Here is a 23,024-nt window from a genome sequence, read left to right as displayed (position 1 = left end):
TGTGCAGCACTGACAACCAATGCGACGAGACAGACTGCTCCCAACATGACCAAGGCCCACAGCCTGGCTCTGGCACTGCTGTCGGCGACGGTGCTCGCTGGCTGCGCCTCGAAAAAATACATTCCGCCCGAAATCCAATATGATGATGCCAGGCCTGCGCTGCGGAAGGTCGACCCGCCTGATCCCGCGACGGTGGTCGAGCTGCCGAAACCTCTCCCGCTTCCCGGCCAGATGAAGCCGGTCGGAACCAGCAAAGCCAAGGCGGAAACGGGCGATCCCAAACAGCGGATCAGTCAGGCAAATGAGGCGGCGCGAATGCAGCCCGTGCGCGACGGCTTTATCAACGCGATCCAGCGCTATCCCTGGAGCGAGGGCGCGCTCTACCAGGTCTATGCCGCGCCTGGCCAGGTCACTGACATCGCGTTGCAGCCCGGCGAACAGCTTGTCGGCACGGGGCCTGTCGCTGCCGGTGACACGGTGCGCTGGATCATCGGTGACACGCAAAGCGGGGCAGGGGATCAGCAGCAGGTCCACATCCTCGTCAAACCGACGCGCCCCGATCTCCAGACCAATCTCGTCATCAACAGCGACCGTCGCACCTATCATCTCGAGCTGCGGTCGACCGAAAAGACCTACATGGCGTCCGTATCCTGGCAGTATCCGCAGGATCAGTTGATCGCGCTGCGGCGCCAGAACGCCCAGGCTTCCGCAGCGCGTCCGGTTGCGTCCGGCGTCGACATCCAGAAACTCAACTTCCGCTACCGCATCGAGGGCGATGCGGCACCCTGGAAGCCGCTGCGCGCCTTCGACGACGGCGCAAAAGTCTATATCGAGTTTCCGTCAGGCATCGGCCAGGGCGAAATGCCGCCGCTGTTCATCATCGGCCCGTCTGGTGGCTCCGAGCTGGTCAATTACCGCGCCCGCCAGAACTACTATGTCGTCGACCGGCTGTTCGCTGCCGCGGAATTGAGGCTGGGCGACAAAAACTCGGAGCGGCGGGTCCGGATCGTGCGCACCGATGGGAAACGGCCGCAGCGCCGCGCGGGGCTGTTCCGATGAGCGACGCCGGCATTCCTCCCAACCAGGACATCCGGACGGAACTGCGCCTGCGGCCTGAGCCCTCCAAGGTTACCCGGCTGTCGCGCAAGGTGCTGATCGGCCTTGGAGGCGTCGCAAGTGTCGTGGTCCTCGGCGCGTTGATCTGGGCGCTCGACACCAGGCGGCACGGCAAAGAGCAGACCTCCGAACTCTTCACCACTGAAAACCGCACGACGGCCGATGGATTGCAGACACTGCCGACGGACTATTCAGGCATTCCGCAGCTTGGACCGCCGCTGCCTGGTGATCTCGGAAGGCCGATCCTGCGCGCGCGGGAGCGTGGACAGCCGGCCGGGGAGCCGAGCATCAGTGCACCGCGCGCCGATCCGGACGAGCAGCGCCGCTTGGCCGAGGTCGAAGCCGCACGAATTGCAAAACTGTTCACCGATAGCAATGCGCGGGCAAATCCGGCGCGACAAGGTCCGCAGGTAGACAATGCCGCCGCGAACATCATCTCCGGAACCCCCCCGACCGAACCGCCACCGCTCGATCCGGGCTCCGCTCAAAGCATGCAGGACCACAAGCGCGCCTTCGTCAACACGGCGCCAGACCGCCGCACCGTCAGTCCCGATCGGCTTGCCGAAAAAGCCTCGCCCTATATCGTGCAGGCCGGGACGGTGATTCCGGCGGCCCTGATCACCGGGATCCGTTCCGACCTGCCGGGCCAGGTCACCGCTCAGGTCACAGAGAATGTTTTCGACAGCCCGACCGGGTCATATCTCCTGATCCCCCAGGGTGCAAAACTGATCGGCCAGTACGACAGCCAGGTGGCCTTCGGTCAGTCGCGCGTGCTGCTGGTCTGGAACCGGCTCATCATGCCTGACGGCGCCTCGATTGTGCTGGAACGCCAACAGGGCGCGGATGCGCAAGGTTTTTCCGGGCTGGAAGACGAGGTCGATCATCACTGGGGGCAGCTATTGCGGGCCGCCGCGCTCTCGACCCTCCTCGGCATCGGGACCTCGCTTGGGTCCAGCGACGACGAAAGCGATATCGCCAAGGCCATCCGCGAAAGCGCGCAGGATTCGGCCACCGATATGGGCCAGCAGATCGTGCGCAATCAGCTCAACGTCCAGCCGACGCTCACCGTCCGCCCCGGCTTCCCGGTCCGCGTCGTCGTCAACCGCGACCTTGTGCTGGCGCCGTATGGCGGGCCAAAGGATCCATCATGACCAAGCTGAAACGCTGCGCCATTCCCGACGACCGGCCGTTCAAGACCACGATCGAATTGCCCGCCGCCGTTCGTCGCGATCTTGTCGCCTGCGCCGATTGTCTGAACGGTCGACATGTCTGTGTCTCGAAAACGGGAGATGAACCATGCCGGATCTGAAGCTCGGTCGGCTGCCGAAGGTCGGCGTCGTTCGTATGACCATCATCCTGCCAGAGCCGCTCAAGGAGGAACTCGACCAGTATGCGGCCGAACATAGCCGGCTGTACGAACCGGTGGACACCGCAGCGCTGATTCCGCACATGCTGGAAGTCTTCGTCCGTTCTGATCGTGGTTGGCGCAGCCGCAAGGCGAAGGCTGGCCGTGCCCGTCAGCGAGGAACGCCTCCAGCCAGCACCATGGCACGCAGCGGCGCCGAAGACGATCGCTCCGCCTGAGGTATCCGGTCAGCAGGAGCTTGGGAGTTCATGGCCGTAGCTGATTTCATGGTTAGTGCCGCATAGACGTCATTCGCGATTGCCCCAGAGGTCGACGGCCGGCCCGGAAGTACAGGTTGCAAGGGTGATTGTTACGCATGCTTCTCGCATGGCGGGTAGCTGTGGTCGCATTAGCGATCCCCTGCAATTGCCATCGGCAGCCTTGCAGACAACGAATCCGGTTACTCGGCTCTGTTACGGTCTCACGATCGCCTCATGGCTGGTGGCGAGGGCATAGGGGAAGATTTGCGGAAATCGATGCCAAAGGTGAAAGGCTTTTAGCGCCTCTTCACCCATCGCCGACGCGCGCGCTCATCTAAGCACCCACCAAATGATGGCCGCACAAAGCAAAAACACGAGCGCAGCACACGCGATCAATATACCTTCTCGCGTTTGCTCCCTTGGCGGCTTAGCCGGCACAAGCCCGAGCTGCCTGGCATGATCAGTAGCGATTTTCAGTAAGGCTGCAGCCGTTTCGTGCGGCGTCCACCCCTGCCTTTCTGAAGCAGTCACCAGCGCTGTGAACGCGGCTTCCAAGGCGACTTCACAGTTGACCTCCCGATCTGGGCTACCCTTTGGCAATATGGGTGGTTCAACGGTTCGGGACATCTCACACAAAGCGACTCGCGGATGAAAGGTTCCCTCGTTTCGAGCCCTTCGGACGTGGATGAGGTAAAGGGCATTCGCGACAAGACGGACGGTGTCCCTGTTCAAATCGTCCGGGAAGTGCTCTATGGAGCGCGCAGGTCGACGGCGGTATCTTCGGGAACGGCTAGGCACTGCGCACTATCCACCGGGCTAACTTTCGAGGCTCCAGCCAGCGCCATGGAAGAAACTCAATATCTGAACCACCAATTGGAGTGCCCCTACTGCCTGACGATCCGGCTGAGAATCCCGCACGACGCTCGCCCGGAAACCAAGATCTTTTGCGACGACTGCGGCGAGTATCTTGGAACGTGGGATGATCTCCAGACTGACTTCGAGCGACAGGGCGGGAACAACGGCGTGTTCAGGCTTGATAAAGGCCGCATCAAGCGGATTACCTGAATCGCGCTCGGCGAGCCGACAGGCTCTCCTGGCGTCTTTGACTGGCTAAAGCCAGGTCACGATCGGGCGCCCCTAAACGCCCGTGCGAATCCTCCCATGGTTGGTGCGAGACCTTGCCCGAGAAAGCTGGCGTTCACCGTCCACCGCTTCGCGCAGACTGGCACGGCGAGGGAAACAACCAAGGCAAAGACTGTCGTGGCCGACGCGTTGCACAACGTCGATATAACGAAATAGCGAAGGCACCGGCGCGAGGCTGCGGAAGCCGGCGGCGCCCGGCCACAACCGGCCCGACGGCAAAGCCGGCATCATCGAAAACAACGAGATGCAGGCGCGGCTGCGAAGTGTATCATTTTAATACAATTCTCGATTGGTAGACTCGCACGCTGGACGGGCAGTTAATTTCTGCATCAGGCCAAAAGGGGAAAGGCCGCGATGGAGGAAACAACGATGTCAGTGCAAAAGGAAGACTATCGAACGAACAGAGCCGACTATGCGATTGCCGCCAAGCGCGGCCGGGTTGCCGCTGATGGCGATCGCGATGAACTGCTGGCAAGAAAAAAGAAATCCCTGTGGCTAAAAGATCGGCGATCCGCCAAATTGGCCGAAAACCCGTCGGACAGCTCGCCAGGACCGAATACCAGAAAGCGAAGCTAGCGAAACGGACGGCAGGCATAGTTGCTTGCGCGATCACGGAATTGCTCGAAACACCATACTCACTATTGTCTAGCGGCAGCGGAGCCCAATCCGCTAGGCCGGTGCCTATTCAAGCCCCCCGCCCAAACTGGCGCCGGCCGTCCTTGCTTGCCAAGGCCGGTGACGATGCCGCTTCCGCGAACACAGCTACCAACTGACAGTGATTATCTGGGATAGCCCGGCGATGTCGCCATAGATCTTCGAACCTTTGATGAGAAAACATTTGTCGCCGAGGACTTCGAAGAGTGAGCTTGACGAGGTGCAAACCGGCAGGATCTTCGAATTGGCAGGCCTCCCGCGAGTCTCGGTTTCGACCCCACCGTCCTTGGCTTCGCCATAGCCGGCACTGATCGCAAGGACAGCGATAGCAGTGAGAGTGATCTTTCTCATATTCAGCCCCTGGGACCAGCGGGTTTCTTGCTCAGCAAACCCGCGTTCCCGCCCCTGGCCTTGCCATGGTGGCGCGGCCGTGCATCAAAGTAGCACCGGCCCATGATGGCCTCCATTCACCGATTGGAGGTAGCAGGCTCATCTATATTAGCAACATCTTGAATAATGTGCTGGCCGCTCCAGACTCGTGAAATGGCGCGGGAAATTGGGATTGGAGATGAGGTGGCGATAACGGCCACCGTGCGAAGGCGGCTCGACGAAGATAACGTCAGCGTAGCCATCCCGAGCTACAACTTCCCCCACTCGCTCCGCGATTCCTCAAAGGTAAAGCGCGGCCAGCAGACCGAGTTGACCGGCGGGGTCACGCGCATCGACGACAGAGACGGTGACGATCGCTCTGGGTCCGCTGGTGAGGGCCGATATAGGGGTGGTCAGGCTGGTCGAGAAATCCCGTGCGCCAAAGCGTAGAACGCCGTTGCGCGATAAGGTCGATTAACCCCCGGCCACTTGATGGCTGTGTAGGAATATGGTCCTCTAGTCCCGTTGCGGCGATCCTCAAAAAACGGAGATCGCAAAAATGGCCAGGCACAAATCTTCCAAACAGCTTTCGGAAGCCCAAATCGCACGCTTCCTCGCGGACGCCGAAAGGCTCCACAAAAGCATCACACAGCCGCTTATATCGCCTGGCAGCGATCAACACAGGGCCTTGGTGGCGCTCAATCAAAGGCTCTTGCAGACGGTCAAGGAAGTCACCGGAAAGACCGCTCCTTGGGTGCCCTGGGGCACGACCGGGCCGGTGCTGCCGCGGTCAGACTGAAGAGCCGGCTTGTTCGGTCTGACCAGAGCCTCAGCAGCGCGCTGCCACACCCATTTTAGGCATGGAGCCACTTCAGGCTCATCCGATTTGACGGGCAGGGGGAACGGAACATGCTAATTTTACTAAATTAGCAGAAGCGCATAAATGGCCTATAACCAGCCAGCCGGCGCCGTCCCCCCGCCAAAAGGGCCCGCCGGTCAGGCCCGGCGGCCCCTCTTGATCCTTTGAGCGGCTGTCGGGCCGCTCGAGTCGCTCAACGGAGGGCGCGGCCTTCATGATCCGGATTAGAACCACCAACCACACCAGCGGCATCCTGTTTGGCGCGGTGCTATATCATTCCGATCCCGAGCGCCCGCCGCCATCCCATGTGCCGCAATGCGGGGTGCAACGCGATGAAGCGGTCAATCAGATACGACCCTAAGCGCCACGTGCGCTACGATCCGGACCTGCTGCCCCGCACGGGGCACAGGTACAAGCCAGCCAAACCGGCCCACCATGCCGTATGGTGGCCCAATCTCATCTCGGCAATTGCTATTGCCGGTTTCTTCGTCACGTTCATCTGGAACTAAGGTGCTCATTCCGTAATTCCTTCGTCCCTGAAATCCTGCAGCGAGGCGTGCCGCAGGTCGTCCTCGCCGCGCAGATGCTTGACACGGCCGATCAGCCCCGGCCTGACCCACTGCGTTGCCGGCCGCTTCATGCCCTTTGGCGCGGCTCCTGCATGCTCCTGCACGCGTTTCCAGAGCCGTTCGCGCAACTCCCGGTTCAAGGTGATGAAAGCCGAGCCGACATAGCGTCCGGTGCCGCGCTCGGCCATGAGCGCGAATGCCGGCTTGCCTGCCTCGCGCTCGACGCCAAGCAGTTCGTATTCGTCGATCGAATAGGCCTTGGTCTTCAGCCAGGCCGTGGAGTTGCCGCTGCGATATTTGCTGTCCTTGCGCTTCGAGACCATGCCCTCGAGCCCGGCCTGGTCAACGAGGTGATAAATCGCCTTTGCCTCGCCCGGCAGCGCCTCGCTAAACTGGATGCGGCCGCCGGGTTCGATCATGCCGGCCAGGATCTCGCGCCGGTCCTCCGCCGGCATGTCGCGAAGATCGTGGCCATTGAGATGCAGCAGATCGAAGGCGACGAAATAGAGGTCATGCTGCCGGCGGGTGATGGCCTTGCGCAATTCGGAGAAGTCAGACAGGCCAGCCTCGTTGAGCACGATGATCTCGCCGTCGATTATCGCGCTTTCGACGTCCAGCGCCTTTGCGGCCTCAGCCAGGTCGCGGTATTTCGCCGTCCAATCCAAGCCACGGCGGGTGAAGACGCGTGTTCCGTCTTCGTCGATGACGATCTGCGAGCGGTAGCCGTCGAACTTGACCTCGTGAATCCAGTCGTCGCCCTCGGGCGGCTTCTCGACCAAGGTCGGCAACAGCGGCGGGATGAACTTCAAACGCATGCACAGGACTCGTAAACCCGCGATTCAAGCTGCGAGGACTAATTTAGTTCCGGAGCATTTTAGGCAAATTGAATGTTCGATGGGAATGACGAAGCTTTCAGACCTTGGTCCGCCGATCATCGGCAAGCGACAAGGCGTCCAGCCGACAAGCGAGAGCGATCAGTTCCACCCCTGTCCCGTTTGCGGTCAGGCGGTCGACTGGCGCGACTTACGGCAAGTCATCTGGCACGAGCAGGCGCCATGCAAGCCACTGCAGATGGGCGCATGATTTGGTGACCGGATACGAACCGCCGCACCGTCAGGCAACCGGGAGGACAAATCCAGCCCGAGCCCTATGTCACGAGCCGATATGGGAAGCAGTTGCGGATGTGGTCGTTGAAATATCGGCCCTTGGCAAAAGCGGCTTTGAACGCGGCGAAGGTCTCCGGCGGCACGTCCTCAAACTCGTACTGCCGGCCGCTGGCCACGAACCAAACCGAGAGGATTCTCTTGTCTGGATCATAATCGAACTTGCGTATCGAGGTCGACGGCATGGCGGCGCCCGAAAGCCCCACTGGCCAAAGCCAGCGGAAGCATCTGGAATAGCCAGAGTGTGGTCTGGCAAATTGCAAAACGGTCCGATCCGGGTTTTGTTGCAGGCTTTCAAATAACACCTGCGAGCCCCGCCAGTGCACGTTCTAGCCGGCCGCGGTCGACACCGCGAAGCAAGGGCCCTGGCTAGCTTAGCTAGCGCCTGCAGGATGCTGCAATGAATAGCCAGATATCTCATGTATTGTCGAAAGATCTACGACTTTCGTAGCGCCGTCATAGCCTAATTTACTAGAATACATGTCGCCCCTTGCGGAAATCTGCACTTTGATAGATGCTGAAAAATAGCCTTGGGAGGGCGGGGGATGAAAATAAGAGGGTTGTTGGCACTTGTTGCCACTGCCGCGCTTTGCGGCTGTCAGACTAGCAATCAAGCCGACTACATGCAGATTGGATACGGACCCAGTTTTGAGGTCGCACATGCTCAATGTGAGCTGCAGAAAAGATCCGTAGACCAAGGTTATATTGCCATCGGATCGCCCGCCTTCGTGGCTGGCGCCGGCTTGGGCAACGCTCTCGGCAATGCGATCGCCCAAGATCAATTCATGAAGAACTGCCTGATTATCAGCGGTTGGAAGCGGGCACCGCATGGACAGCAGCCTGCTGCCGCAACTGCCGCCGCAGTCCCTGGTCCGGTTGCTCCTGCAGGCGGCTACGGTCAGGCCCGCGCCCCAGGCAGTTGGATGAACACTGCACTGCTTGATTGGTCGGCCGCCAATAACAAATGCATCGCCGGAGACAAGGCTGCCTGCAACACCAAGGCGAAACTTGGTGCGCAACTGAAGGCTGCCGGCGTAAATCCAACGCCGATCTGATTGTTCGCGGTGGCTGCTGTTGGACAAATCTCGCTACGAAAATCGGTCTGGCCAATGGCGCAATCGCACCGGCGCCAAGCTGCGGCGCGCGCGCAATTTGGCGGGCATTCCGAAGCGGCTGATCTTAGTGACAGTAGCCGCCATGGCAGTCTTCGTGACGCAGTTTGTCATGCAGCACAGCGACAGCCTTCGCGATCTCAATGTGTCGAAATGGGTTGAATCGACGCCGGCGCCGATCACCGGTGTCGATTCGGTCATCGATGGCGATACAATCGAAATCCATGGGCAGCCCATTCGCTTCGACGGTATCGACGCACCGGAGAGTCGGCAGTATTGCGATGACGCCAAGGGCTTCGAATATCCCTGCGGGCGCCGCACCGCCGAGGCCCTGGACAAGTTTCTGGCGGCCTCAAGGCCGGTGCAATGCAAGTTCGTTAGTTGGGATCGATATGGCCGTTACGTTGGCAACTGCGCTCGCGCAGATGGTCAAGACGTAGCCGCATGGCTGGTCCAGAACGGGCACGCCCTCGATTGGCCTAAATACAGCAGCGGCGCATATGCGGGCCAGGAGGCAGAGGCAAAAGCAGCAAAGCGCGGCATCTGGGCCGGCAGTTTTCAGGCGCCATGGGACTGGCGTGCAGAGCATCCTGATGGCGAGAGGCCGGCAGTCAGCCAACCTCTCGGGATCATCAGCAATAGGCAGACGGCGCAAAGCTACTCGTGTCAGCCGCGCCGGACATGCCCTCAGATCAGCTCATGCGGCGAAGCAAATTGGTATTTGAGCAACTGTTCATGGGGCGGGAAACTCGACCGGGACAGCGACGGCATTCCGTGTGAAAGCCTATGCTGAGCATCTTGTCGCGCCGGGTTGGACTGGCCATGACACTCTATCTGCCTCCCGCCCGTTCGCTGGCCGAGCCTACGATCTCGTGTCGCGGCGGCAGGGTTGGCCTTTACTGGCCAATCGCATGGCGCGTCAGGCCTTCGGCAACGGCGTCGTAAGCTAGTGGATACAATCCAACACTTGGTGCCCGCGTCGGACAGCGGCGATGATGCGGTCCGGATCGGCGGTCCAGACGAAGGGCTTCGGGTCGGTGGTCGGCGATGAAGAGGTTGATGGCGGCCTGGAGATCGACCACCGAGCGGAAGACGCCGCGCTTCAGCCGGCGTCTGGTGAGCCGGGCGAAGAAGCCCTCGACGGCGTTGAGCCACGAGCACGAGGTCGGGACGAAGTGGAAGGTGAAGCGAGGGTGGCGGTCGAGCCAGCTCCAGACCTTCGGGTGCTTATGGGCGGCGTTACGACAGGCCGATTGGTCGCGCCCATGCTGGAGAACGAGCGGACCTCGATGCCTGGTTCCAGGCTCGAATCGAGCGCCGGGTCCGATCCTCGACCAGGTGAAGCCCTCGAGTCGACCTGGCGAAGACGGTCACGGGAGCCTGCCGACCGGGTAGGTCAGTCCACGCGGCCGGTGTCGAAGAGGTGATCGACCCACAGCTCGTGCAGACCCTCGCCCAGCGAGCGACCCGCCTCGTCGACGAGTTGGACCACGCCCACCTCGGCACTGGCCGACCCGCCGTCGATGGCCACGAGGGCGGAGTGGATCGCAACCTGGACGCACTCCTGCACGGCGTCGGCGAAGGCTGCCACGTCGTCGTCGGTGGTGAGACACGCCCGCAGGCGCTCGTAGACCGCGGGACGATCTGCCCAGAGCGGCGCATCGCCGGCCATCGCCTCGCGGGCCATCTGGCCCGCTCGGTCGCGGGCCTGCGCCAGGTCTTCGAAGAACGCAGTGCGGAGCTCGTCAATGTCAGCCATCAGAATCGCCCATTAGAATCACCATCAGAAAACGAAGTGTTGCGCCCGATCACGCTGCCGTCGAGGACGTTCAGCGCGGCGAAGAGGGTGGTGGTGCCGTTCCGTTTGTAGTCGTGCGTCATGGTACCGGCGCGGCCCTTCTTGAGCGGCAGGCCGGGCTGGGTTCGGTCGAGCGCCTGAATCTGGCTCTTCTCGTCGACCGACTGCACGACGGCATGCGCCGGCGGGTCGATGTAGAGCCCGACCACATCGCGCAGCCTGTCGGCGAACAGCGGGTCGCTGGAGAGCTTGAAGCGGCGCATGCGGTGCGGCGCCAGCCCGTGCGCCCGCCAGATGCGCTGCACCGAGCTGACGCTGATGCCAGCGGCCTCGGCCATCATGGCGCCCGTCCAGTGCGTCGCCTCGCGCGGCGGCGCCTCGTTCAGCGTCAGCGCCACCAGCCGGTCGACCACCGCCCGGTCGAGCGCCGGAATGCGGGCCGGCCGCGTCTTGTCACGCAGCAGCCCGTCGACGCCTTCCTCGGCGAAGCGTGCCTGCCAGCGCCAGACGCAGGTCTTCGACTTGGCCGTCGCCCGCGTGATGCCATTGGTGCCAATGCCGTCTGCCGTCAGCAGGACGATCCGCGCCCGCCAGACATGCTTCTGCGGGCTGTTGCGATCCGACGACCGCCTCCAGACGGCGACGATCCTCGGGAGAAACCTTGATGGTGATGCCGCTGCGCATGCCGCAGATTCGCATGCCGCCGCCGGCGGGGGAATCCCCTTCGGGACTCCTCCGTCAGGTTCCATCCACTAGACACACGGGGCCTGGCGTGGGTCATCGTGGGTGACCAACCAAGTCTCGAAAGCCGGATCAAATGCAGGAGGCAGGATGTGGGCGCGATCGGCTCGCGTACTTAAGGGTCCGGATCCATAAGTTCGCGACTGAGATCGGCGGTACTTCCCACACAGGCCTTACAAAGATGGATCGTTCCCAAGCCGTGCGAGGATTGCCCGCGCCTCGTCGCTGATTTCGCGGACAATCTCGGCGGCCGGCTGGACGCGGCGGACGAGGCTGACGCCTTGGCCCGACCATAGGGCAAGGGCGTCGATGTCGCCCTCGTCACCCGATCCCGGCGTATGAGATTGGTATGCAACCACGTCGCCATATGGCGACTTTGCAACGACCGCGCCTTCGTGGGGACGCCTACCCGCCGGCGGGCGTCCGGCTGCCTCCCAAGCTTCAATCGTTTTGTTGCGGAGGCTACGGTGCGGAGCGTCGGGCCAGCCGACATCGAAAACAGTCCCGTATTCTGTGTCCGTCTCCTTGGCTGTGAGGATGCGGTCGCGATAGCGCGGGTGGATTGGAGCTTCGATGCTCGCGAGAAAGCGGGTACCGATCCAAGCGCCCGCGGCACCAAGTGCCATCGCCGCGGCCAGACCGCGTCCATCCGCAATGCCACCGGCAGCAAGAACGGGGACTGGCGCGACCTGGTCAACAACCGCCGGAACCAACGCCATCGTGGCAACTGTACCGTAAACGTGGCCACCCGCCTCCCAGCCCTGCGCGACGATTGCGTCGGCACCATCTGCGGCTGATATCCGAGCCTGTTCGGCGCCTCCTGCCGTATGCAGGACCTTTGCCCCGCCACGATGCGCCGCAGCCGTCAGCGAACCTGCCTGGCCCCAGAAAAATGAGACTACCGGCACGCCTTCTTCCAAGCAGATCGCGAGGCGCTCCTCCTGCGGATAAGTCAACACGAGATTGACGCCGAACGGCCGTTTGGTCAGGGCCTTGGTGGCCCGAATTTCTGCGCGTACCGCTTCAGGCGGACTCCAGCCGAGGGCGAGCATCCCGAGACCGCCTGCATTGCTCACCGCGGCGGCGAATTGCGGAGAAGTAGCTCCACCCATGGCCGCCTGGACAATCGGAATTTCTATGCCGACGAGAGTGGTGAAGGCGTTGGGCATTGCGCTCCCCCTGAGTCCTTCATCCGGGCGCGGCCTTTTGCCCGATTTAGGGACAGTGGTCCAAAGGAGGCACGAAATCAACGGGGATTTCGCCGCAAAGGGAGACTACAAGGATGAATCGCGATTATTTCTGGCTGACCGAGGAGCAGTTCGGCGACTCGCGGCGCTGTTGCCAACTGACACACGCGGCAAGCGGCGGGTTGATGATCGCCGGGTAATCAGCGGCATCGTGTGCATGTCCTGAATCAGTCGGTCGTTGGGTCGACGCACCGGATGCCTACGGCCGCGCAAGACGCTCTACAACCGCTTCGTCCGATGGGCAGCCAAGGGCATCTGGGTCGACATCTTCCATGCCCTGGTCTCGGCTGGCGGAACACCGGCGGAGGTGCTCATCGACTCCTCGGCGGTGAAGGCGCATCGCTGCGCCTCAGGCGGCAAGGGGGGGACCAAAATCAGGGATCGGCCGATCGCGTGGTGGGCGAACCACGAAACTCCACGCCCTGACCGATGGCCTATGCCGCCCGATCGCTTTCCTTTTGACCGGTGGCCAGGTCGCCGATTGCACCGCCGGGGATTTGCTTCTGGAGCAAATGCCCAAGAGCCCGATCGTGCATGCCGACAAGGGCTATGACAGCAATGCAATCCGCAACAAGGTCGAGGGTAAAGGGGCAATGCCGAACATCCCACCCAAGGCCAACCGGCGCGGGAGAAATTGCTTCTCGCCGTTCCTTTACCGCGATCGCAACGCCAGCGACCGCATGTTCGGACGCCTCAAGGATTTCCGCGAATCGCCACACGATACGATCGATCGGCGACGAACTTCCTTGCCGCCGTCTGTCTCGTGGCCATCGTCAGCTACTGATTATGAGTCCGGACCCTAAGCCCCTCTGACAGGCGCCGACGCCCAGGCCGGCGCGAAACGAGGTCACGATCAACGGCCTGCGGCCCGCTTCGCTTCCATGAAGCTCAGGGCGACATCCGGCCTGCTCCGAACGAACTCGGCAACCGCTTGCAGGAACTCGATTGCGTGCTCGGACACGTCGAAGTCGATAAAGACGCCGTCAGCATGTCGTTCTCGCGTCGTCTCTGCAAAGGCGAGAGTTCCGTCGAGATCAGCCAGGACGCGACGAAGGTTGTGAAGGAGCCTCATGCCAGCTGGGGTTGGTCTGACGCCGCCGGAGTGACGCTCGAACAGCACCGTTCCAAGCGCGTGCTCAAGGTCACGAATTCGCCGGCTCAGAGCGGAATGGTGGATACCCACACGTCGAGAAGCTCCGAGAAAACTGCCTTCCTCGGCGACCACAAGTGCGCAATCAAGCGTAATGAGCTGGATTCGGCGCATCTCCCTTCCTTCGCCTTGACGCCATTTGGCTCAGCCGCCCACATCCCGAGAGACGATTGGCTCTCTGAGCGATCAAACAACTGGGCGGCGTGCACTTCTCAGGCCACCTTGCTCGCTTCAATTGCCGGCTGCACCAGCCTGGTACTCGCCTTCCCGCGTGTCGAGCGCTCTGGCGAGCATCCATTTATCAAGCTCATGGGTAACGGCCATTGTTTCCTGGGTGCCGATCGTCCGCGGCAGGCCGACCAGCGTGACTTTCAAATGCGGTTGCGTGAGGCTGATAAGCCGACGCCGGTTCGTTCCGATGGTGATCTTATCGCCTCGCTTGCGAGGGCCGCACGCGACGATGCCGGAGAGAACGGCATTGGCAACCGCGCTCAGCATCCGCCGGCATTCACAATGACCGACCTCGACGCAATAGCTCGTCCACTCCCAAACGTTCGAACCAACTCCTCTCGCCTTCGCAGAGGTCGAATAGAACTTCTGATTGTGGGTGAGGCGGCGGGCCGTTGGCGGCGTCATTGGCCTGGCCGGGCTGCGGGTGGCTCTCGGTGAGGGCGCGATGAACGCGCCGATCCTGTTTTGAGCTGGTTGAAAAAAGCTGTTCAAGCCGGTGGCGGAGAGAACTTCGTCCGGAACACCTCGCTGCTGCAATACAAGCTGCGAGCAGTCAGCGAGCTCGAGCCAACGCCGGGGTGCTTGAATCGGTAATTCATACATGGCTGATAAGATGCGGTGTTCCTATTTGCGAGGCGATCTGGTAGCCTTTAACTGTCTTATACAAAGCAGTAAGTATGGTTTCAAGAGCATTGGATCGCAGCTGGCGCGCATTGTCGTTCACCGCCTTCACTATGCGCGAAATCATGGACAACCCACTGGAGGGCGAGACCGCTTCGTCCCGGCTGAAGCAGGTCGGACTGATGAGCGTGCTTTATTGTATGCATGTCGGCAATCAGCCGCTGACGCTTGCCGCTATCACGGCCGAGACGGGGCTTACGCGCGGCGGTGTCTATGAGACTGTCGCCTACTTGTTGAAGCGCGGACTGCTGGACGAAACAGAGATCAAGAATGCTCTAGGGCGTGGCAAGGCCCGGCGGTTTTCCATCCCCGAAGGTGTCTTCGAACGAATTCGACAGTTCGAACGATCGCCCCGCTAAAACGAGGGACGAAATAATCCAGTCTCGACGGCAAACTGTGTGATGCACGCGCCGCTCCCGCTGATGGCACCGGCTGAAATGGCCCACCCATCTCAAGGCGGGCCATCTCTTCCATCAGGTGGCTGGTTGGTCAAAACGAGCGCTGAAAGCGGACAATGCCGCCAATGTTGGCTTTCTTGGTGGCGCCAGTCCAGTTGTAAGTGTCTTTCGAACCGACGTTGAGATAGTCAATTTCGCTAGTCACCTTGAAGCCCGGCACGATCTCATAGGCAATGTTCGCTGCGACAGCGAAGTTCTTGTGTTGGTCATAGGAGATCTGGGTATTGAACGCAGTCTTCTCGTTGATCTTGTAGGTGCCGCCACCCCAGATCGCCCAGTTCCCGCCCCACTGCTTGAAGAAGTTGCGGCCTGTAACGGTGTTCTTGTCGGTGCCGTAGCCCGCCATGATGAACAGTGTCAGCTTTTGAGCCGCATTCACGTCCAAGCGAACCTTCCCGGTCCACTCTTCGTAGTTGCTGCCATAGGCGCCCACGCCGGTGATGGCACCCCACAGCTGCTTGTACTTCACGCCGCCGACGACGTTGGGCACATAGCTGTCGATCGAACTATCGCCTGAACCATCGCTTGCGCCTTGTTCCAGCGACGCCACCGCCGTGAAGCCAGTGCCGGCCTCAAAATAGTACTGGACGACATTGGTGCCCAGGCCGCCATAGGGGATCAGCGTATCGTTGATGACATTGCCGGCGTAACCGATGAAAGTGTCGAAGGCAGATTCGTCCTTGCCAACGCGCAGCCCACCAAGCTGCATCCAGGCAAAGTTCAGCGTCAGACCCTTGTCGCGGGCCTGCCAGTTGGTACCTCCTGCCGTATAGTCACCGCCGCTGTTGCCGAAGCTGATGCGGGTCTCGGTGTAGGTCTTCAAGGTGCCGAGCTCGGTTTCCTGACCCGTCCAGGTTTTCAGCGTGAAGCGGGCATTCTCCTCCCAGCCAGAGTTGGTGCCGTTGCCCTTCCGGTCTGCAACATGATTGACGCCATCAAAGGAACCAGCGTCGCCGGCGGCAATGTCGTAGCGGACATAGCCGCCAATGCGCAGGCAGGTTTCGGTGCCGGGGATGTAGAAGTAGCCAGCGCCGTAGACGTCACAGATCCTGACGTATTGAGCGGGTTCCGGCTCGGCGACGACGACGGCGTCGGCGGCGCGCGCAGCGGAAACCGCGACCAATGCCGCAGTGGAGCCGAGTAGAAGGCCTGTGATGTTCATTTTCGTACCTCCAAAAGGTTTAAAAAACGGGCCGGGCTGTTGCTGAAGGACAGCGTCCCCCGCGCCCCTATGTCGAGAAGGACGGAATTCACCGCCATTCTCTGAATCCAGATGGAGCTTAGTTCCGGAAATCGTTCAATAAATATCGACACAGCCTAAGAAATGTCGAAGTGATTCAGGATATAATGTTGTGTAAATAGCACAAAAGTCACTATAATTTGTTTACTTGGTTTAATTAGTTCACAAAGTCTACTTAGTGCACATCGTGCATTATTAGAAAATTTGCTCGGCAATTTGCACAAAAAAGGTGGCGCGCAGCCCGACGGACAATCGCGTTGGCGCATGCCTGGTTACCCGGCAGCAGCGTCTTGATGGTGCTTCAGGATGTTGCTTGACGGTGCAAGGCACAGACGACCTCTGCGACCAACTCCTGCCGCAGCAAGACGATGGGAGTCCGGCCGTCAAGATGTGGCGAGGGGTTGTTCAGCCAGAACCATGCTCGCCGTGGGTTCGCTATGTGGGAGAGCACGTCTCTTATGCCAGGAACCGGCCTGCCATCTACGAATTGGGCCAAAGGAAATACGTGTTTGCGGCTCCCGGCCCGCAATGCGACGACCGCATTGTGTCGCCTCCACAGATGGAGTGTCGATCGGGGTATATGAAGCTGTTCTTCCAAATACGTCTGTCCCACTACATGCCCAGCCCATTCTTCGATCGACATCGTCTCAAGGGCATCCTTCTGATCCGGCAAGCTCTGGAGAGCTTGTCTCGGGCCAACTGCGGGTGGGGCAGCTGGGGAATCGAAGGGTCGGCTTCCAATGTTCATTTCCAAACGAAGCATCGCCTTGGCGGCAAGCGATCGAACGAATTCTGCCGCCAGCCTGGCTAGGTCGTCCTGCATGCCGTCAATGGCGCGCAAATGGACGGGCGGAAGAAGCGCTACTGCGGCAGCGACCCCGCCAGCGATCTTGCCGGCCGAGATCGAGGTGTTTCTCGATTGCGCGCGCCGAGCCAACGCACGCTCGACCTCCACCGCAATAAAGGTTTCGAATTCATCGAGATGATGCCTGGGTTCGGAGTTTGGCCACTCAATCATGCAGTGTCATGCCGACGCTGAATAGAGGCCCGGGCCACGCGCAAAGCTCACGATGGAGCATCCATTTCCATGAAACGAAGGTACGTTGCGTTTGTCTTTGCTTCTGTCGGTTCACGTCCGTTTCTGGCCACCAGGCACGATAGGTGCCGAGGATCCGAAACCGTTGGGCAAGGCATGATGCAGGTTCGGACAAGTCTACTCCTTTACGGCAAGCATATGCCGGCATCGCCTTACGCGCTGCCGGTCGCACGGGTCTGCAATATATAACCGGCCGTCCGGACCGTTCGGATTGCATCGTAACCAGTCAAGGGTCGCAACGCCTGCCTCAATCGCCCGATATGCACGTCGACGGTACGTGGATCGACCGGTCTCCTGCCGCGCCATGCAGCGGCAATGAGTGATGGTCTGCTGTGCACCGTGTTGGGAAACTGGAGAAAGCACTGCAGCAGCCGGAATCCGATCGGCGCCAGATCCACGGGCCGTCCTCTGCATCTGACGCTTTGGCTGGCAAGATTCATTTCGATCTCGAGCTGGCGTAGCGTGCGGCCTGATCCCAGCTGGCCGAGGTCGTCACGCCGTGGACCGCCAGCAGCACCATTCTTTAGAAACTGCAGAAGTCTGGCAGGTGCCAAAGGGCGCACGAGGCTTTCATCAATGCCTGCTTCGATCAGCTCGATGTGACGATCACAGTTGGCACCAACCAGTGCCGCAATGGGAATGCGGCCAGTTCGGTCGTCTCGTCTCAGCCCATCACATACCGCTTCGAGATTATCCGCCATGCAATCAAGAAGGATGGCATGGGTGTTGGGATGACCCGCAAGACGGATCACTTGATCCGGTCTGGTAGCCAGACACACTGCATACCCCTCGGCTTCGAGGATATGTTGCAGAAGAAAGCAGAATTCTGCGTCCTCCGAGTTCAAGACCACAACAGGTTTCATTTGTCGCCTCCCGTCGCGTGCGGGCACATCCTTGTCTTCAAACCGTCGTCACTTCGCAGATGGCCGGGTCCGCTGGCCAGGCGCGCCTGTGACCTCTACAGAGGCAGGAATTCTCCGCCATTGACGTCCACGACCGCACCATTGACAAAGCCGGCTTCGCGAGAGATCAGAAATTCAACGACCGCCGCGACATCGTCGGGTTCGCCGAGCCTGCCGGCCGGAATGGCGGCAAGCGCCGCCCTGTTGGCGGGGGTGTTCGCTTCTCCGGCCATATTGGTCAGGATACGGCCGGGTGCGACCAGGTTCACAGTGATGCCAAAGGCAGCACAGCTACTGACCAGCGATCTGGTCAGACCCGACAGCGCTGCCTTTGACGCGACGTAGCTTGCCCCCGCAATCTTTGGCCTCGCCCGCGCTGCGACAGAGCCGATCAAGACGATACGACCGAACCCGCGCTCCATCATGGCCGGAACGACTGCCTGGCAGCAAAGCATCGCGCCGGTCAAATTGACCGCCAACACTTCATTCCACTCTGTCAAATGAATCTGGTTGAAGGGCGTGGCGCCTTCGCGTCCCTTGGGGGAAACACCTGCGTTGCAGACCAGTACCTGTGGGGATCCCCATTTGGCGCGAAGTCCGACAAAAAAGTCTTCGATCTGTGCCGGAACAGCCAGGTCAACAGCTCGGGCGAAGACTCGCTCCGCGCCAAACTCCTTGGCCAATTCGTCATGCGCAGCCTCGACGTTTTCGCGCCGTTGGCTGAACACCGCCACGCGGTAATTTCGGCAAAGAAGCCGATGCGCGGTCGCGAGTCCTATTCCGCTCGTGCCGCCGGTGATTACCGCGATCTGCAAAGGGTTGCGATCAGTCATGCTGCAGCGTCGACCTCGGCAAACAATGACAAGGGCGGATGAGCAGCCGGGTCGGTCATGACTTCAATGACAAAAGGCGATTCTGCTGCCATGCCAGCCGCTAATGCATCAGAAATCTGGTCCGCTGCTTCAATCCGAACCGCCGCGCAACCGCATGCCTTGGCGATCATTGCATGGTCGACCTGACCCAGGTGACATGCGCTCGTGCAGGCACCGAACTTGACCGACTCGGCATCGCGCTGAAAGCCGAGAATGCCGTTGTTGAGCACAATCACCATGATGGGAAGTCTGCAGCGAACCATGGTTTCAAGCTCGGCCCAACTGTGTGCAAATCCACCGTCGCCGACGATGACGACTACCGGGTGTTGCGGTCGCGCGACCTTGGCCCCAATGGCGAGCGGGATTCCCCACCCAAGCCCAGCCAGACCACGCGGTGTCAAAAACCGCATCCCCGGCGACGACGCGCGCAACTGTCCGGCGACCCACATCGACGAATAGCTGGCGTCGGCCACAACGGTCGTTTCCGGCGTCATCTGCGCCTGCAGTTCGGCCATGACCCGTTCTGGGCGGATTGCTCCCTTATGGCTTTCCAAGCGGCCTGAACGCTCGTCATGAAATTGCGTCCAGAAACCGCTTATACGACTTGCAATCAGGCTCCTGGCAGCGCGCCGTCGCGCAAGATCGGATTGGCAAAGCGCACCACGCAACGCGCGCAGGGTTTCGGCAGCGTCGCCAACCAGGCGCACCTTTGCCTCGTAGGTGCGGCCGACCTCCGCCGGGTCTACATCGATGTGGATGATCGTTTTGTCAGGGGATATTTGGGTCCAGCTGTCCGTGCCGTTCTGGTTGGTTCGGGTGCCGACCAGCAAAACGACGTCTGCATCCTTCAAAAGCGCCAGCGAATGGCTCCCTAGGGAACACGGCCCGACGAGAGAACCAAGGACGCCGGCCGAGAGCTCATGAAATTCATCAACCGCCCCCTTGCCCATGAACGTCGTGAATACAGGAAGTGCGCATTCATCCTGCAACAAGGCAAGTTCGGCTGACGCCCCGCTCGCATGCACACCGCCGCCGGCGATGACGACCGGCGATCGTGCTCCGCTCAAAAGCCTGGCGGCAGCGACGATATCGCGTTCACAAGGGCGCAGCCTGTCGATTGGCCAGTGGCCGAGATTGGCTGTTCGCTCGAATTCCGCGCCAGCCCAGTTCGCGCGCAAGAGGTCTGCCGGCAAAATCAGCGCGGCGGGCCCCGGTCGACCTGATCCCGCGGCTGCAAACGCGGCGTCAACGTAGTCTTCGATCCGCGCCGGCACCACAACCTTGCGCACCCATTTGGTGCAGGATTGATATAGCCCCAGATGGTCGAGCTCTTGAAAAGCATTGCGGTCGGCCTGGTCGCGCTCGACATCCTGCACGATCGCAACGATCGGTATGCTGGCTTTGAGCGCCTCTGCCAGGGGAGGGACCAGCAGCGTGGCGGCCGGTCCGTTTTGCGCGGCCACCACCCCGATCTTGCCAGAGCGGCGGGCATATCCATCCGCCATGGCGCCGCCCATGTTCTCCTGTCGGTAGGCGATCTGGCGGATTCCCAATGCTTCGGCCGCCAGAATGACCGCGGACGGCAGGCTTTGTGCAAAAATATGAGAGACGTCGTGGCGCCTCAGGGCCAGCGCAATGCGGCCGGCAACCGTGTTGGAGAGATTTGCTGACATTGGCTCCATTTCAATGCTGGTTTGCGTGGCTGAGAAAATTGTCGAAGCAGTCGACGATCATGGTCGTTTCTGCCACTCCCATGGGCGTCGACAACGAGGCCGCCGCGCCCTTCGGCAGGAGGATTCCAGAGGCTAGGAAATGTCGATGCAGTCGCTTCAACATCACTTCTTCGTCGCCATTGCAGAATGTCTGCCTGAATTCGCGCGGCGGGTTCTCCTTCGGGTGAATCCGAAAAAGCGACGCTGCCCCTGTGACCGAAAATGGCGCGCCATGCCGTCTGATGGCAGCTGCTAGTCCGGTCCTGACCTCGTCGCCCAATCGTTCGAGCCGATCGAATTCGCCCCTGGTCAGCGCCTGCATGGCTATGTGGCCGGCAAGCATCGATACCGGGTTGGCCGAAAACGTGCCTCCTTGCGGTAGACAAGCCTTGCCCTGCTGCGTGCCGAACACACCCATCACATCTTGCCGACCGCCGATGGCGCCAATCGGAAAGCCGCCACCAATGATCTTGCCCATCGCAACAAGGTCAGGCTCGAGACCGTATTTGGCCGCCGCGCCACGGTAGCCCTGACGCAGGTTGAGCACCTCATCGGCGATGATGAGGACACCGCTTCTGCGCGCCGAAGCCGTCAGAGCCTTCAGATAATCTGGATCTGCTGCGATCAGACCCGCGCGACTGGGCATCGGGTCGATGAGGACACATGACAGCCTGTCGGCGGCGTTCTCCAATCGCTGCAGCCCTTCAAGATCGTTGAAGCGCAAGATCAGCACGTCATCTGCCACGGTCGCCGGAACGCCCCGGCAAAGCGGTACAGGCGCCGGAGCATCTGGTGGTCCCCAGCTCAAAGGTGTTCCTGCCTGGCCAGTTTCTGCCCAGTCGTAGGCGCCGTGAAAAGATCCTTCTATACGTGCGATCGCAGGCCTGCCCGTGAATGCACGCGCTGCCTTGATTGCGAACATCACGGCTTCGGTGCCGCTGTTGACGAAGCGAACCCGTTCAACCGAGGGGATGCGATCGATCAGCAGTTCGGCAAGGTTGATTTCATGCTCGGTCGGGTTCGCAAAGCAGCTGCCACTGGCAAGCTGCGATGAAACGGCCTCTACGATGGGCGCGTAAGCGTGGCCGTGAATGAGCGTGGTGAAGTTGTTGTTCAGGTCGAGAAAACGGTTGCCATCTACGTCTTCCAGGTAAGCGCCCCGACCCGCCTTGGCATAGCGCGGGACCGGATCACGCTCGACGGTGATGCGCGTGGTGCCATCAGGAAAAACACGAAGCCCGCGATCGAAGAGATGATTGGACGCCCCGCGAGACTTATCCAGCGCATCCTGTTGAACGATCATTGTGAGGTCTCCGCGTCGCAACAGCAGTTATGTTGCAACAAAAAACACACAAATCACATTGACGCAACATAAAACGTCACATAGGTCGCGGCCCGCCGGCGTTGCGCTCGCGACTGGCATGTTTCATCCGTCGATAACCGTCGCGAATATCGCTTTCAATCGCAGCGCGAACGGTGCTGGCGTCGCGTTCCTCCAATCCTTCAATGGCGGCCATATGGTTATGAACGCCATATTTGGCTTCGGCGAATTCAGGATAGAGATCGTTGAACGAGGCACCAATTCTCAACCACAAGGTCTCGATCGTCGCGAGCAGATGAGGCATGCAACACAGCTTGTAGATCGAAAAATGGAACTCCTTGTTGCTCCAAAGCGCCTCTGCATATCGCCTTTCATCGAGGGCGGCGTTGATTCGCAATTGCATTTCCTGAAGCGTCTCGATGTCCTCGTCAGTCACGCGAACAGTGGCTTTCTCAGCCGCCAGGCCCTCGAGGGCTAGGCGCATAAGCGTAATCTCTTCAAGGGCTTGCGGCTCCAAAAAGGGAACAATGACCGTCTTTGGCCCCGCATAGACCAGCGCGCCTTCGAGAGCCAGCCGATTGATCGCATCCCGTGCCGGCGTGGAACTCACTTGTAGGTCCTCTGCCAAGCCGCGAACCGTCAGCTTGTCGCCGGGCCCATAGGCGCCTCTGATCAGCTTTTCCTTGATCTGTTGGTAGACGCGATCGCCGAGACGAGCCGGCTGCCTGTCGTCCTCTGTGGCGAACTGGGTGCTGGAGGCCATCAAGAAATCCCGAAGTTGACAGAGTGAAATTTTTGTTGCATCAAACTGGAACTGTGAAGTCGAAATGAAGTTTGTGTGACATCTGCATAACATATTTTCGGCTCCGCGTCCCCCTTTTGGGTCGATGGCGGCCGGAACTGGTGTCAACGCCGTATGCGGGCTGGCACGGCGGCAAGGACAAGGTTTCGGATCTTTGACCGGAATCGGTGTCGCGAGCCGGAT

Annotated in this window: 24 protein-coding genes and 3 pseudogenes; 11 read left to right on the top strand and 16 right to left on the bottom strand. The window is 60.6% G+C overall.

Going from position 1 to position 23,024, the window contains the following annotated elements:
• Nucleotides 1–45 precede the first annotated feature (45 nt).
• From trbG to AC0NID_RS30805, 6 genes are all read left to right on the top strand, one after another.
• Nucleotides 46–1,059 carry a P-type conjugative transfer protein TrbG gene (gene trbG, locus AC0NID_RS30830; protein ID WP_473456485.1) on the top strand — a complete coding sequence of 338 codons (1,014 nt, stop codon included), beginning with the start codon at nucleotides 46–48 and terminating at the stop codon, nucleotides 1,057–1,059.
• The gene (locus AC0NID_RS30825) at nucleotides 1,056–2,267 is read left to right on the top strand and encodes a TraB/TrbI/VirB10 family type IV secretion system protein (protein ID WP_473456449.1); all 1,212 of its coding nucleotides are present in this window, start codon (nucleotides 1,056–1,058) and stop codon (nucleotides 2,265–2,267) included. The genes trbG and AC0NID_RS30825 overlap by 4 nt, the downstream gene beginning before the upstream one ends.
• Nucleotides 2,264–2,425, top strand: a complete 162-nt coding sequence (locus tag AC0NID_RS30820; RefSeq protein ID WP_473456447.1) for a DUF2274 domain-containing protein — start codon at nucleotides 2,264–2,266, stop codon at nucleotides 2,423–2,425. The genes AC0NID_RS30825 and AC0NID_RS30820 overlap by 4 nt, the downstream gene beginning before the upstream one ends.
• On the top strand, nucleotides 2,413–2,700 hold the full coding sequence (locus AC0NID_RS30815) for a DUF2274 domain-containing protein (protein ID WP_473456446.1): 288 nt from the start codon (nucleotides 2,413–2,415) through the stop codon (nucleotides 2,698–2,700). The genes AC0NID_RS30820 and AC0NID_RS30815 overlap by 13 nt, the downstream gene beginning before the upstream one ends.
• A gap of 669 nt (nucleotides 2,701–3,369) precedes the next feature.
• Nucleotides 3,370–3,786 carry a hypothetical protein gene (locus tag AC0NID_RS30810; RefSeq protein WP_473456445.1) on the top strand — a complete coding sequence of 139 codons (417 nt, stop codon included), beginning with the start codon at nucleotides 3,370–3,372 and terminating at the stop codon, nucleotides 3,784–3,786.
• Nucleotides 3,787–4,218: 432 nt separating this feature from the next.
• The gene (locus AC0NID_RS30805; protein WP_473456444.1) at nucleotides 4,219–4,440 is read left to right on the top strand and encodes a hypothetical protein; all 222 of its coding nucleotides are present in this window, start codon (nucleotides 4,219–4,221) and stop codon (nucleotides 4,438–4,440) included.
• A 186-nt stretch (nucleotides 4,441–4,626) separates the two neighbouring features.
• Here AC0NID_RS30805 and AC0NID_RS30800 read toward each other — a convergent pair whose 3' ends face one another.
• Complete coding sequence (locus AC0NID_RS30800; RefSeq protein WP_473456443.1) at nucleotides 4,627–4,869, bottom strand: hypothetical protein; 243 nt, start codon at nucleotides 4,867–4,869, stop codon at nucleotides 4,627–4,629.
• 1,091 nt (nucleotides 4,870–5,960) lie between these two features.
• On the opposite strand from AC0NID_RS30800, the gene AC0NID_RS30795 reads away from it, so the two are divergent.
• Nucleotides 5,961–6,107, top strand: a complete 147-nt coding sequence (locus tag AC0NID_RS30795; protein WP_474033371.1) for a hypothetical protein — start codon at nucleotides 5,961–5,963, stop codon at nucleotides 6,105–6,107.
• 153 nt (nucleotides 6,108–6,260) lie between these two features.
• Here the strand turns inward: AC0NID_RS30795 and AC0NID_RS30790 are convergent, their stop codons facing one another.
• The gene (locus AC0NID_RS30790; protein WP_474033370.1) at nucleotides 6,261–7,130 is read right to left on the bottom strand and encodes an ATP-dependent DNA ligase; all 870 of its coding nucleotides are present in this window, start codon (nucleotides 7,128–7,130) and stop codon (nucleotides 6,261–6,263) included.
• A 332-nt stretch (nucleotides 7,131–7,462) separates the two neighbouring features.
• On the bottom strand, nucleotides 7,463–7,783 hold the full coding sequence (locus AC0NID_RS30785) for a KTSC domain-containing protein (protein WP_473456442.1): 321 nt from the start codon (nucleotides 7,781–7,783) through the stop codon (nucleotides 7,463–7,465).
• Nucleotides 7,784–8,023: 240 nt separating this feature from the next.
• On the opposite strand from AC0NID_RS30785, the gene AC0NID_RS30780 reads away from it, so the two are divergent.
• Together AC0NID_RS30780 and AC0NID_RS30775 are read left to right on the top strand one after the other, a co-directional pair.
• Nucleotides 8,024–8,533 carry a hypothetical protein gene (locus AC0NID_RS30780; protein WP_473456441.1) on the top strand — a complete coding sequence of 170 codons (510 nt, stop codon included), beginning with the start codon at nucleotides 8,024–8,026 and terminating at the stop codon, nucleotides 8,531–8,533.
• Between the two features lie 19 nt (nucleotides 8,534–8,552).
• Nucleotides 8,553–9,383, top strand: coding sequence for a thermonuclease family protein (locus tag AC0NID_RS30775; protein ID WP_473456440.1), 831 nt, complete (start codon nucleotides 8,553–8,555; stop codon nucleotides 9,381–9,383).
• Nucleotides 9,384–9,536: 153 nt separating this feature from the next.
• On the opposite strand, the pseudogene AC0NID_RS30770 reads toward AC0NID_RS30775, so the two are convergent.
• From AC0NID_RS30770 to AC0NID_RS30755, 4 genes and pseudogenes are all read right to left on the bottom strand, one after another.
• Nucleotides 9,537–9,828 (bottom strand): annotated as a pseudogene (locus AC0NID_RS30770) (IS630 family transposase); the annotation flags it as partial.
• A gap of 158 nt (nucleotides 9,829–9,986) precedes the next feature.
• Nucleotides 9,987–10,349: a hypothetical protein gene (locus AC0NID_RS30765; RefSeq protein ID WP_473456439.1), complete on the bottom strand. Its 363-nt coding sequence runs from the start codon at nucleotides 10,347–10,349 to the stop codon at nucleotides 9,987–9,989.
• 41 nt (nucleotides 10,350–10,390) lie between these two features.
• A pseudogene (locus AC0NID_RS30760) lies at nucleotides 10,391–11,072 on the bottom strand (IS630 family transposase); the annotation flags it as partial.
• A 230-nt stretch (nucleotides 11,073–11,302) separates the two neighbouring features.
• Complete coding sequence (locus tag AC0NID_RS30755) at nucleotides 11,303–12,298, bottom strand: NAD(P)H-dependent flavin oxidoreductase (protein ID WP_473456438.1); 996 nt, start codon at nucleotides 12,296–12,298, stop codon at nucleotides 11,303–11,305.
• Nucleotides 12,299–12,411: 113 nt separating this feature from the next.
• Here AC0NID_RS30755 and AC0NID_RS30750 point away from each other — a divergent pair.
• Nucleotides 12,412–13,160 (top strand): annotated as a pseudogene (locus AC0NID_RS30750) (IS5 family transposase).
• A 69-nt stretch (nucleotides 13,161–13,229) separates the two neighbouring features.
• Here the strand turns inward: AC0NID_RS30750 and AC0NID_RS30745 are convergent.
• Complete coding sequence (locus AC0NID_RS30745) at nucleotides 13,230–13,640, bottom strand: LysR family transcriptional regulator (RefSeq protein ID WP_473456437.1); 411 nt, start codon at nucleotides 13,638–13,640, stop codon at nucleotides 13,230–13,232.
• A gap of 117 nt (nucleotides 13,641–13,757) precedes the next feature.
• On the bottom strand, nucleotides 13,758–14,360 hold the full coding sequence (locus AC0NID_RS30740; protein ID WP_473456435.1) for a hypothetical protein: 603 nt from the start codon (nucleotides 14,358–14,360) through the stop codon (nucleotides 13,758–13,760).
• 74 nt (nucleotides 14,361–14,434) lie between these two features.
• On the opposite strand from AC0NID_RS30740, the gene AC0NID_RS30735 reads away from it, so the two are divergent.
• A complete protein-coding gene (locus AC0NID_RS30735; protein ID WP_473456434.1) occupies nucleotides 14,435–14,797 on the top strand; it encodes a MarR family transcriptional regulator in 363 nt (120 codons plus the stop codon).
• Between the two features lie 130 nt (nucleotides 14,798–14,927).
• Here the strand turns inward: AC0NID_RS30735 and AC0NID_RS30730 are convergent, their stop codons facing one another.
• The 7 genes from AC0NID_RS30730 to AC0NID_RS30700 all read right to left on the bottom strand — a co-directional run bounded on the left by AC0NID_RS30730 (nucleotide 14,928) and on the right by AC0NID_RS30700 (nucleotide 22,802).
• Nucleotides 14,928–16,058 (bottom strand): porin, encoded by a 1,131-nt coding sequence (locus tag AC0NID_RS30730; RefSeq protein WP_473456433.1) that lies wholly within the window; start codon nucleotides 16,056–16,058, stop codon nucleotides 14,928–14,930.
• A 379-nt stretch (nucleotides 16,059–16,437) separates the two neighbouring features.
• Nucleotides 16,438–17,154, bottom strand: a complete 717-nt coding sequence (locus AC0NID_RS30725; protein ID WP_473456432.1) for an antitoxin Xre/MbcA/ParS-like domain-containing protein — start codon at nucleotides 17,152–17,154, stop codon at nucleotides 16,438–16,440.
• Between the two features lie 230 nt (nucleotides 17,155–17,384).
• On the bottom strand, nucleotides 17,385–18,095 hold the full coding sequence (locus AC0NID_RS30720) for a response regulator transcription factor (RefSeq protein ID WP_473456431.1): 711 nt from the start codon (nucleotides 18,093–18,095) through the stop codon (nucleotides 17,385–17,387).
• 95 nt (nucleotides 18,096–18,190) lie between these two features.
• Nucleotides 18,191–18,967, bottom strand: a complete 777-nt coding sequence (gene fabG / locus AC0NID_RS30715) for a 3-oxoacyl-ACP reductase FabG (protein ID WP_473456430.1) — start codon at nucleotides 18,965–18,967, stop codon at nucleotides 18,191–18,193.
• Complete coding sequence (locus AC0NID_RS30710) at nucleotides 18,964–20,679, bottom strand: acetolactate synthase catalytic subunit (protein WP_473456429.1); 1,716 nt, start codon at nucleotides 20,677–20,679, stop codon at nucleotides 18,964–18,966. Before AC0NID_RS30710 ends, fabG begins: the two co-directional genes overlap by 4 nt.
• A 10-nt stretch (nucleotides 20,680–20,689) precedes the next feature.
• Nucleotides 20,690–22,021 carry an aspartate aminotransferase family protein gene (locus tag AC0NID_RS30705; protein WP_473456428.1) on the bottom strand — a complete coding sequence of 444 codons (1,332 nt, stop codon included), beginning with the start codon at nucleotides 22,019–22,021 and terminating at the stop codon, nucleotides 20,690–20,692.
• A gap of 76 nt (nucleotides 22,022–22,097) precedes the next feature.
• Nucleotides 22,098–22,802: a GntR family transcriptional regulator gene (locus AC0NID_RS30700; protein ID WP_473456484.1), complete on the bottom strand. Its 705-nt coding sequence runs from the start codon at nucleotides 22,800–22,802 to the stop codon at nucleotides 22,098–22,100.
• Between the last annotated feature and the right edge of the window lie 222 nt (nucleotides 22,803–23,024).

The sequence above is a fragment of the Mesorhizobium sp. WSM4821 genome (assembly GCF_055901555.1).
This window is presented reverse-complemented; position numbering and strand designations above follow the sequence as displayed.

Coding starts and splice junctions, on each gene's coding strand:
- trbG (WP_473456485.1), top strand. CDS start 46: ATGACCAAGGCCCACAGCCTGGCTCTGGCACTGCTGTCGGCGACGGTG.
- AC0NID_RS30825 (WP_473456449.1), top strand. CDS start 1,056: ATGAGCGACGCCGGCATTCCTCCCAACCAGGACATCCGGACGGAACTG.
- AC0NID_RS30820 (WP_473456447.1), top strand. CDS start 2,264: ATGACCAAGCTGAAACGCTGCGCCATTCCCGACGACCGGCCGTTCAAG.
- AC0NID_RS30815 (WP_473456446.1), top strand. CDS start 2,413: ATGCCGGATCTGAAGCTCGGTCGGCTGCCGAAGGTCGGCGTCGTTCGT.
- AC0NID_RS30810 (WP_473456445.1), top strand. CDS start 3,370: ATGAAAGGTTCCCTCGTTTCGAGCCCTTCGGACGTGGATGAGGTAAAG.
- AC0NID_RS30805 (WP_473456444.1), top strand. CDS start 4,219: ATGGAGGAAACAACGATGTCAGTGCAAAAGGAAGACTATCGAACGAAC.
- AC0NID_RS30800 (WP_473456443.1), bottom strand. CDS start 4,869: ATGAGAAAGATCACTCTCACTGCTATCGCTGTCCTTGCGATCAGTGCC.
- AC0NID_RS30795 (WP_474033371.1), top strand. CDS start 5,961: ATGATCCGGATTAGAACCACCAACCACACCAGCGGCATCCTGTTTGGC.
- AC0NID_RS30790 (WP_474033370.1), bottom strand. CDS start 7,130: ATGCGTTTGAAGTTCATCCCGCCGCTGTTGCCGACCTTGGTCGAGAAG.
- AC0NID_RS30780 (WP_473456441.1), top strand. CDS start 8,024: ATGAAAATAAGAGGGTTGTTGGCACTTGTTGCCACTGCCGCGCTTTGC.
- AC0NID_RS30765 (WP_473456439.1), bottom strand. CDS start 10,349: ATGGCTGACATTGACGAGCTCCGCACTGCGTTCTTCGAAGACCTGGCG.
- AC0NID_RS30755 (WP_473456438.1), bottom strand. CDS start 12,298: ATGCCCAACGCCTTCACCACTCTCGTCGGCATAGAAATTCCGATTGTC.
- AC0NID_RS30745 (WP_473456437.1), bottom strand. CDS start 13,640: ATGCGCCGAATCCAGCTCATTACGCTTGATTGCGCACTTGTGGTCGCC.
- AC0NID_RS30740 (WP_473456435.1), bottom strand. CDS start 14,360: ATGTATGAATTACCGATTCAAGCACCCCGGCGTTGGCTCGAGCTCGCT.
- AC0NID_RS30735 (WP_473456434.1), top strand. CDS start 14,435: ATGGTTTCAAGAGCATTGGATCGCAGCTGGCGCGCATTGTCGTTCACC.
- AC0NID_RS30730 (WP_473456433.1), bottom strand. CDS start 16,058: ATGAACATCACAGGCCTTCTACTCGGCTCCACTGCGGCATTGGTCGCG.
- AC0NID_RS30725 (WP_473456432.1), bottom strand. CDS start 17,154: ATGATTGAGTGGCCAAACTCCGAACCCAGGCATCATCTCGATGAATTC.
- AC0NID_RS30720 (WP_473456431.1), bottom strand. CDS start 18,095: ATGAAACCTGTTGTGGTCTTGAACTCGGAGGACGCAGAATTCTGCTTT.
- fabG (WP_473456430.1), bottom strand. CDS start 18,967: ATGACTGATCGCAACCCTTTGCAGATCGCGGTAATCACCGGCGGCACG.
- AC0NID_RS30710 (WP_473456429.1), bottom strand. CDS start 20,679: ATGTCAGCAAATCTCTCCAACACGGTTGCCGGCCGCATTGCGCTGGCC.
- AC0NID_RS30705 (WP_473456428.1), bottom strand. CDS start 22,021: ATGATCGTTCAACAGGATGCGCTGGATAAGTCTCGCGGGGCGTCCAAT.
- AC0NID_RS30700 (WP_473456484.1), bottom strand. CDS start 22,802: ATGGCCTCCAGCACCCAGTTCGCCACAGAGGACGACAGGCAGCCGGCT.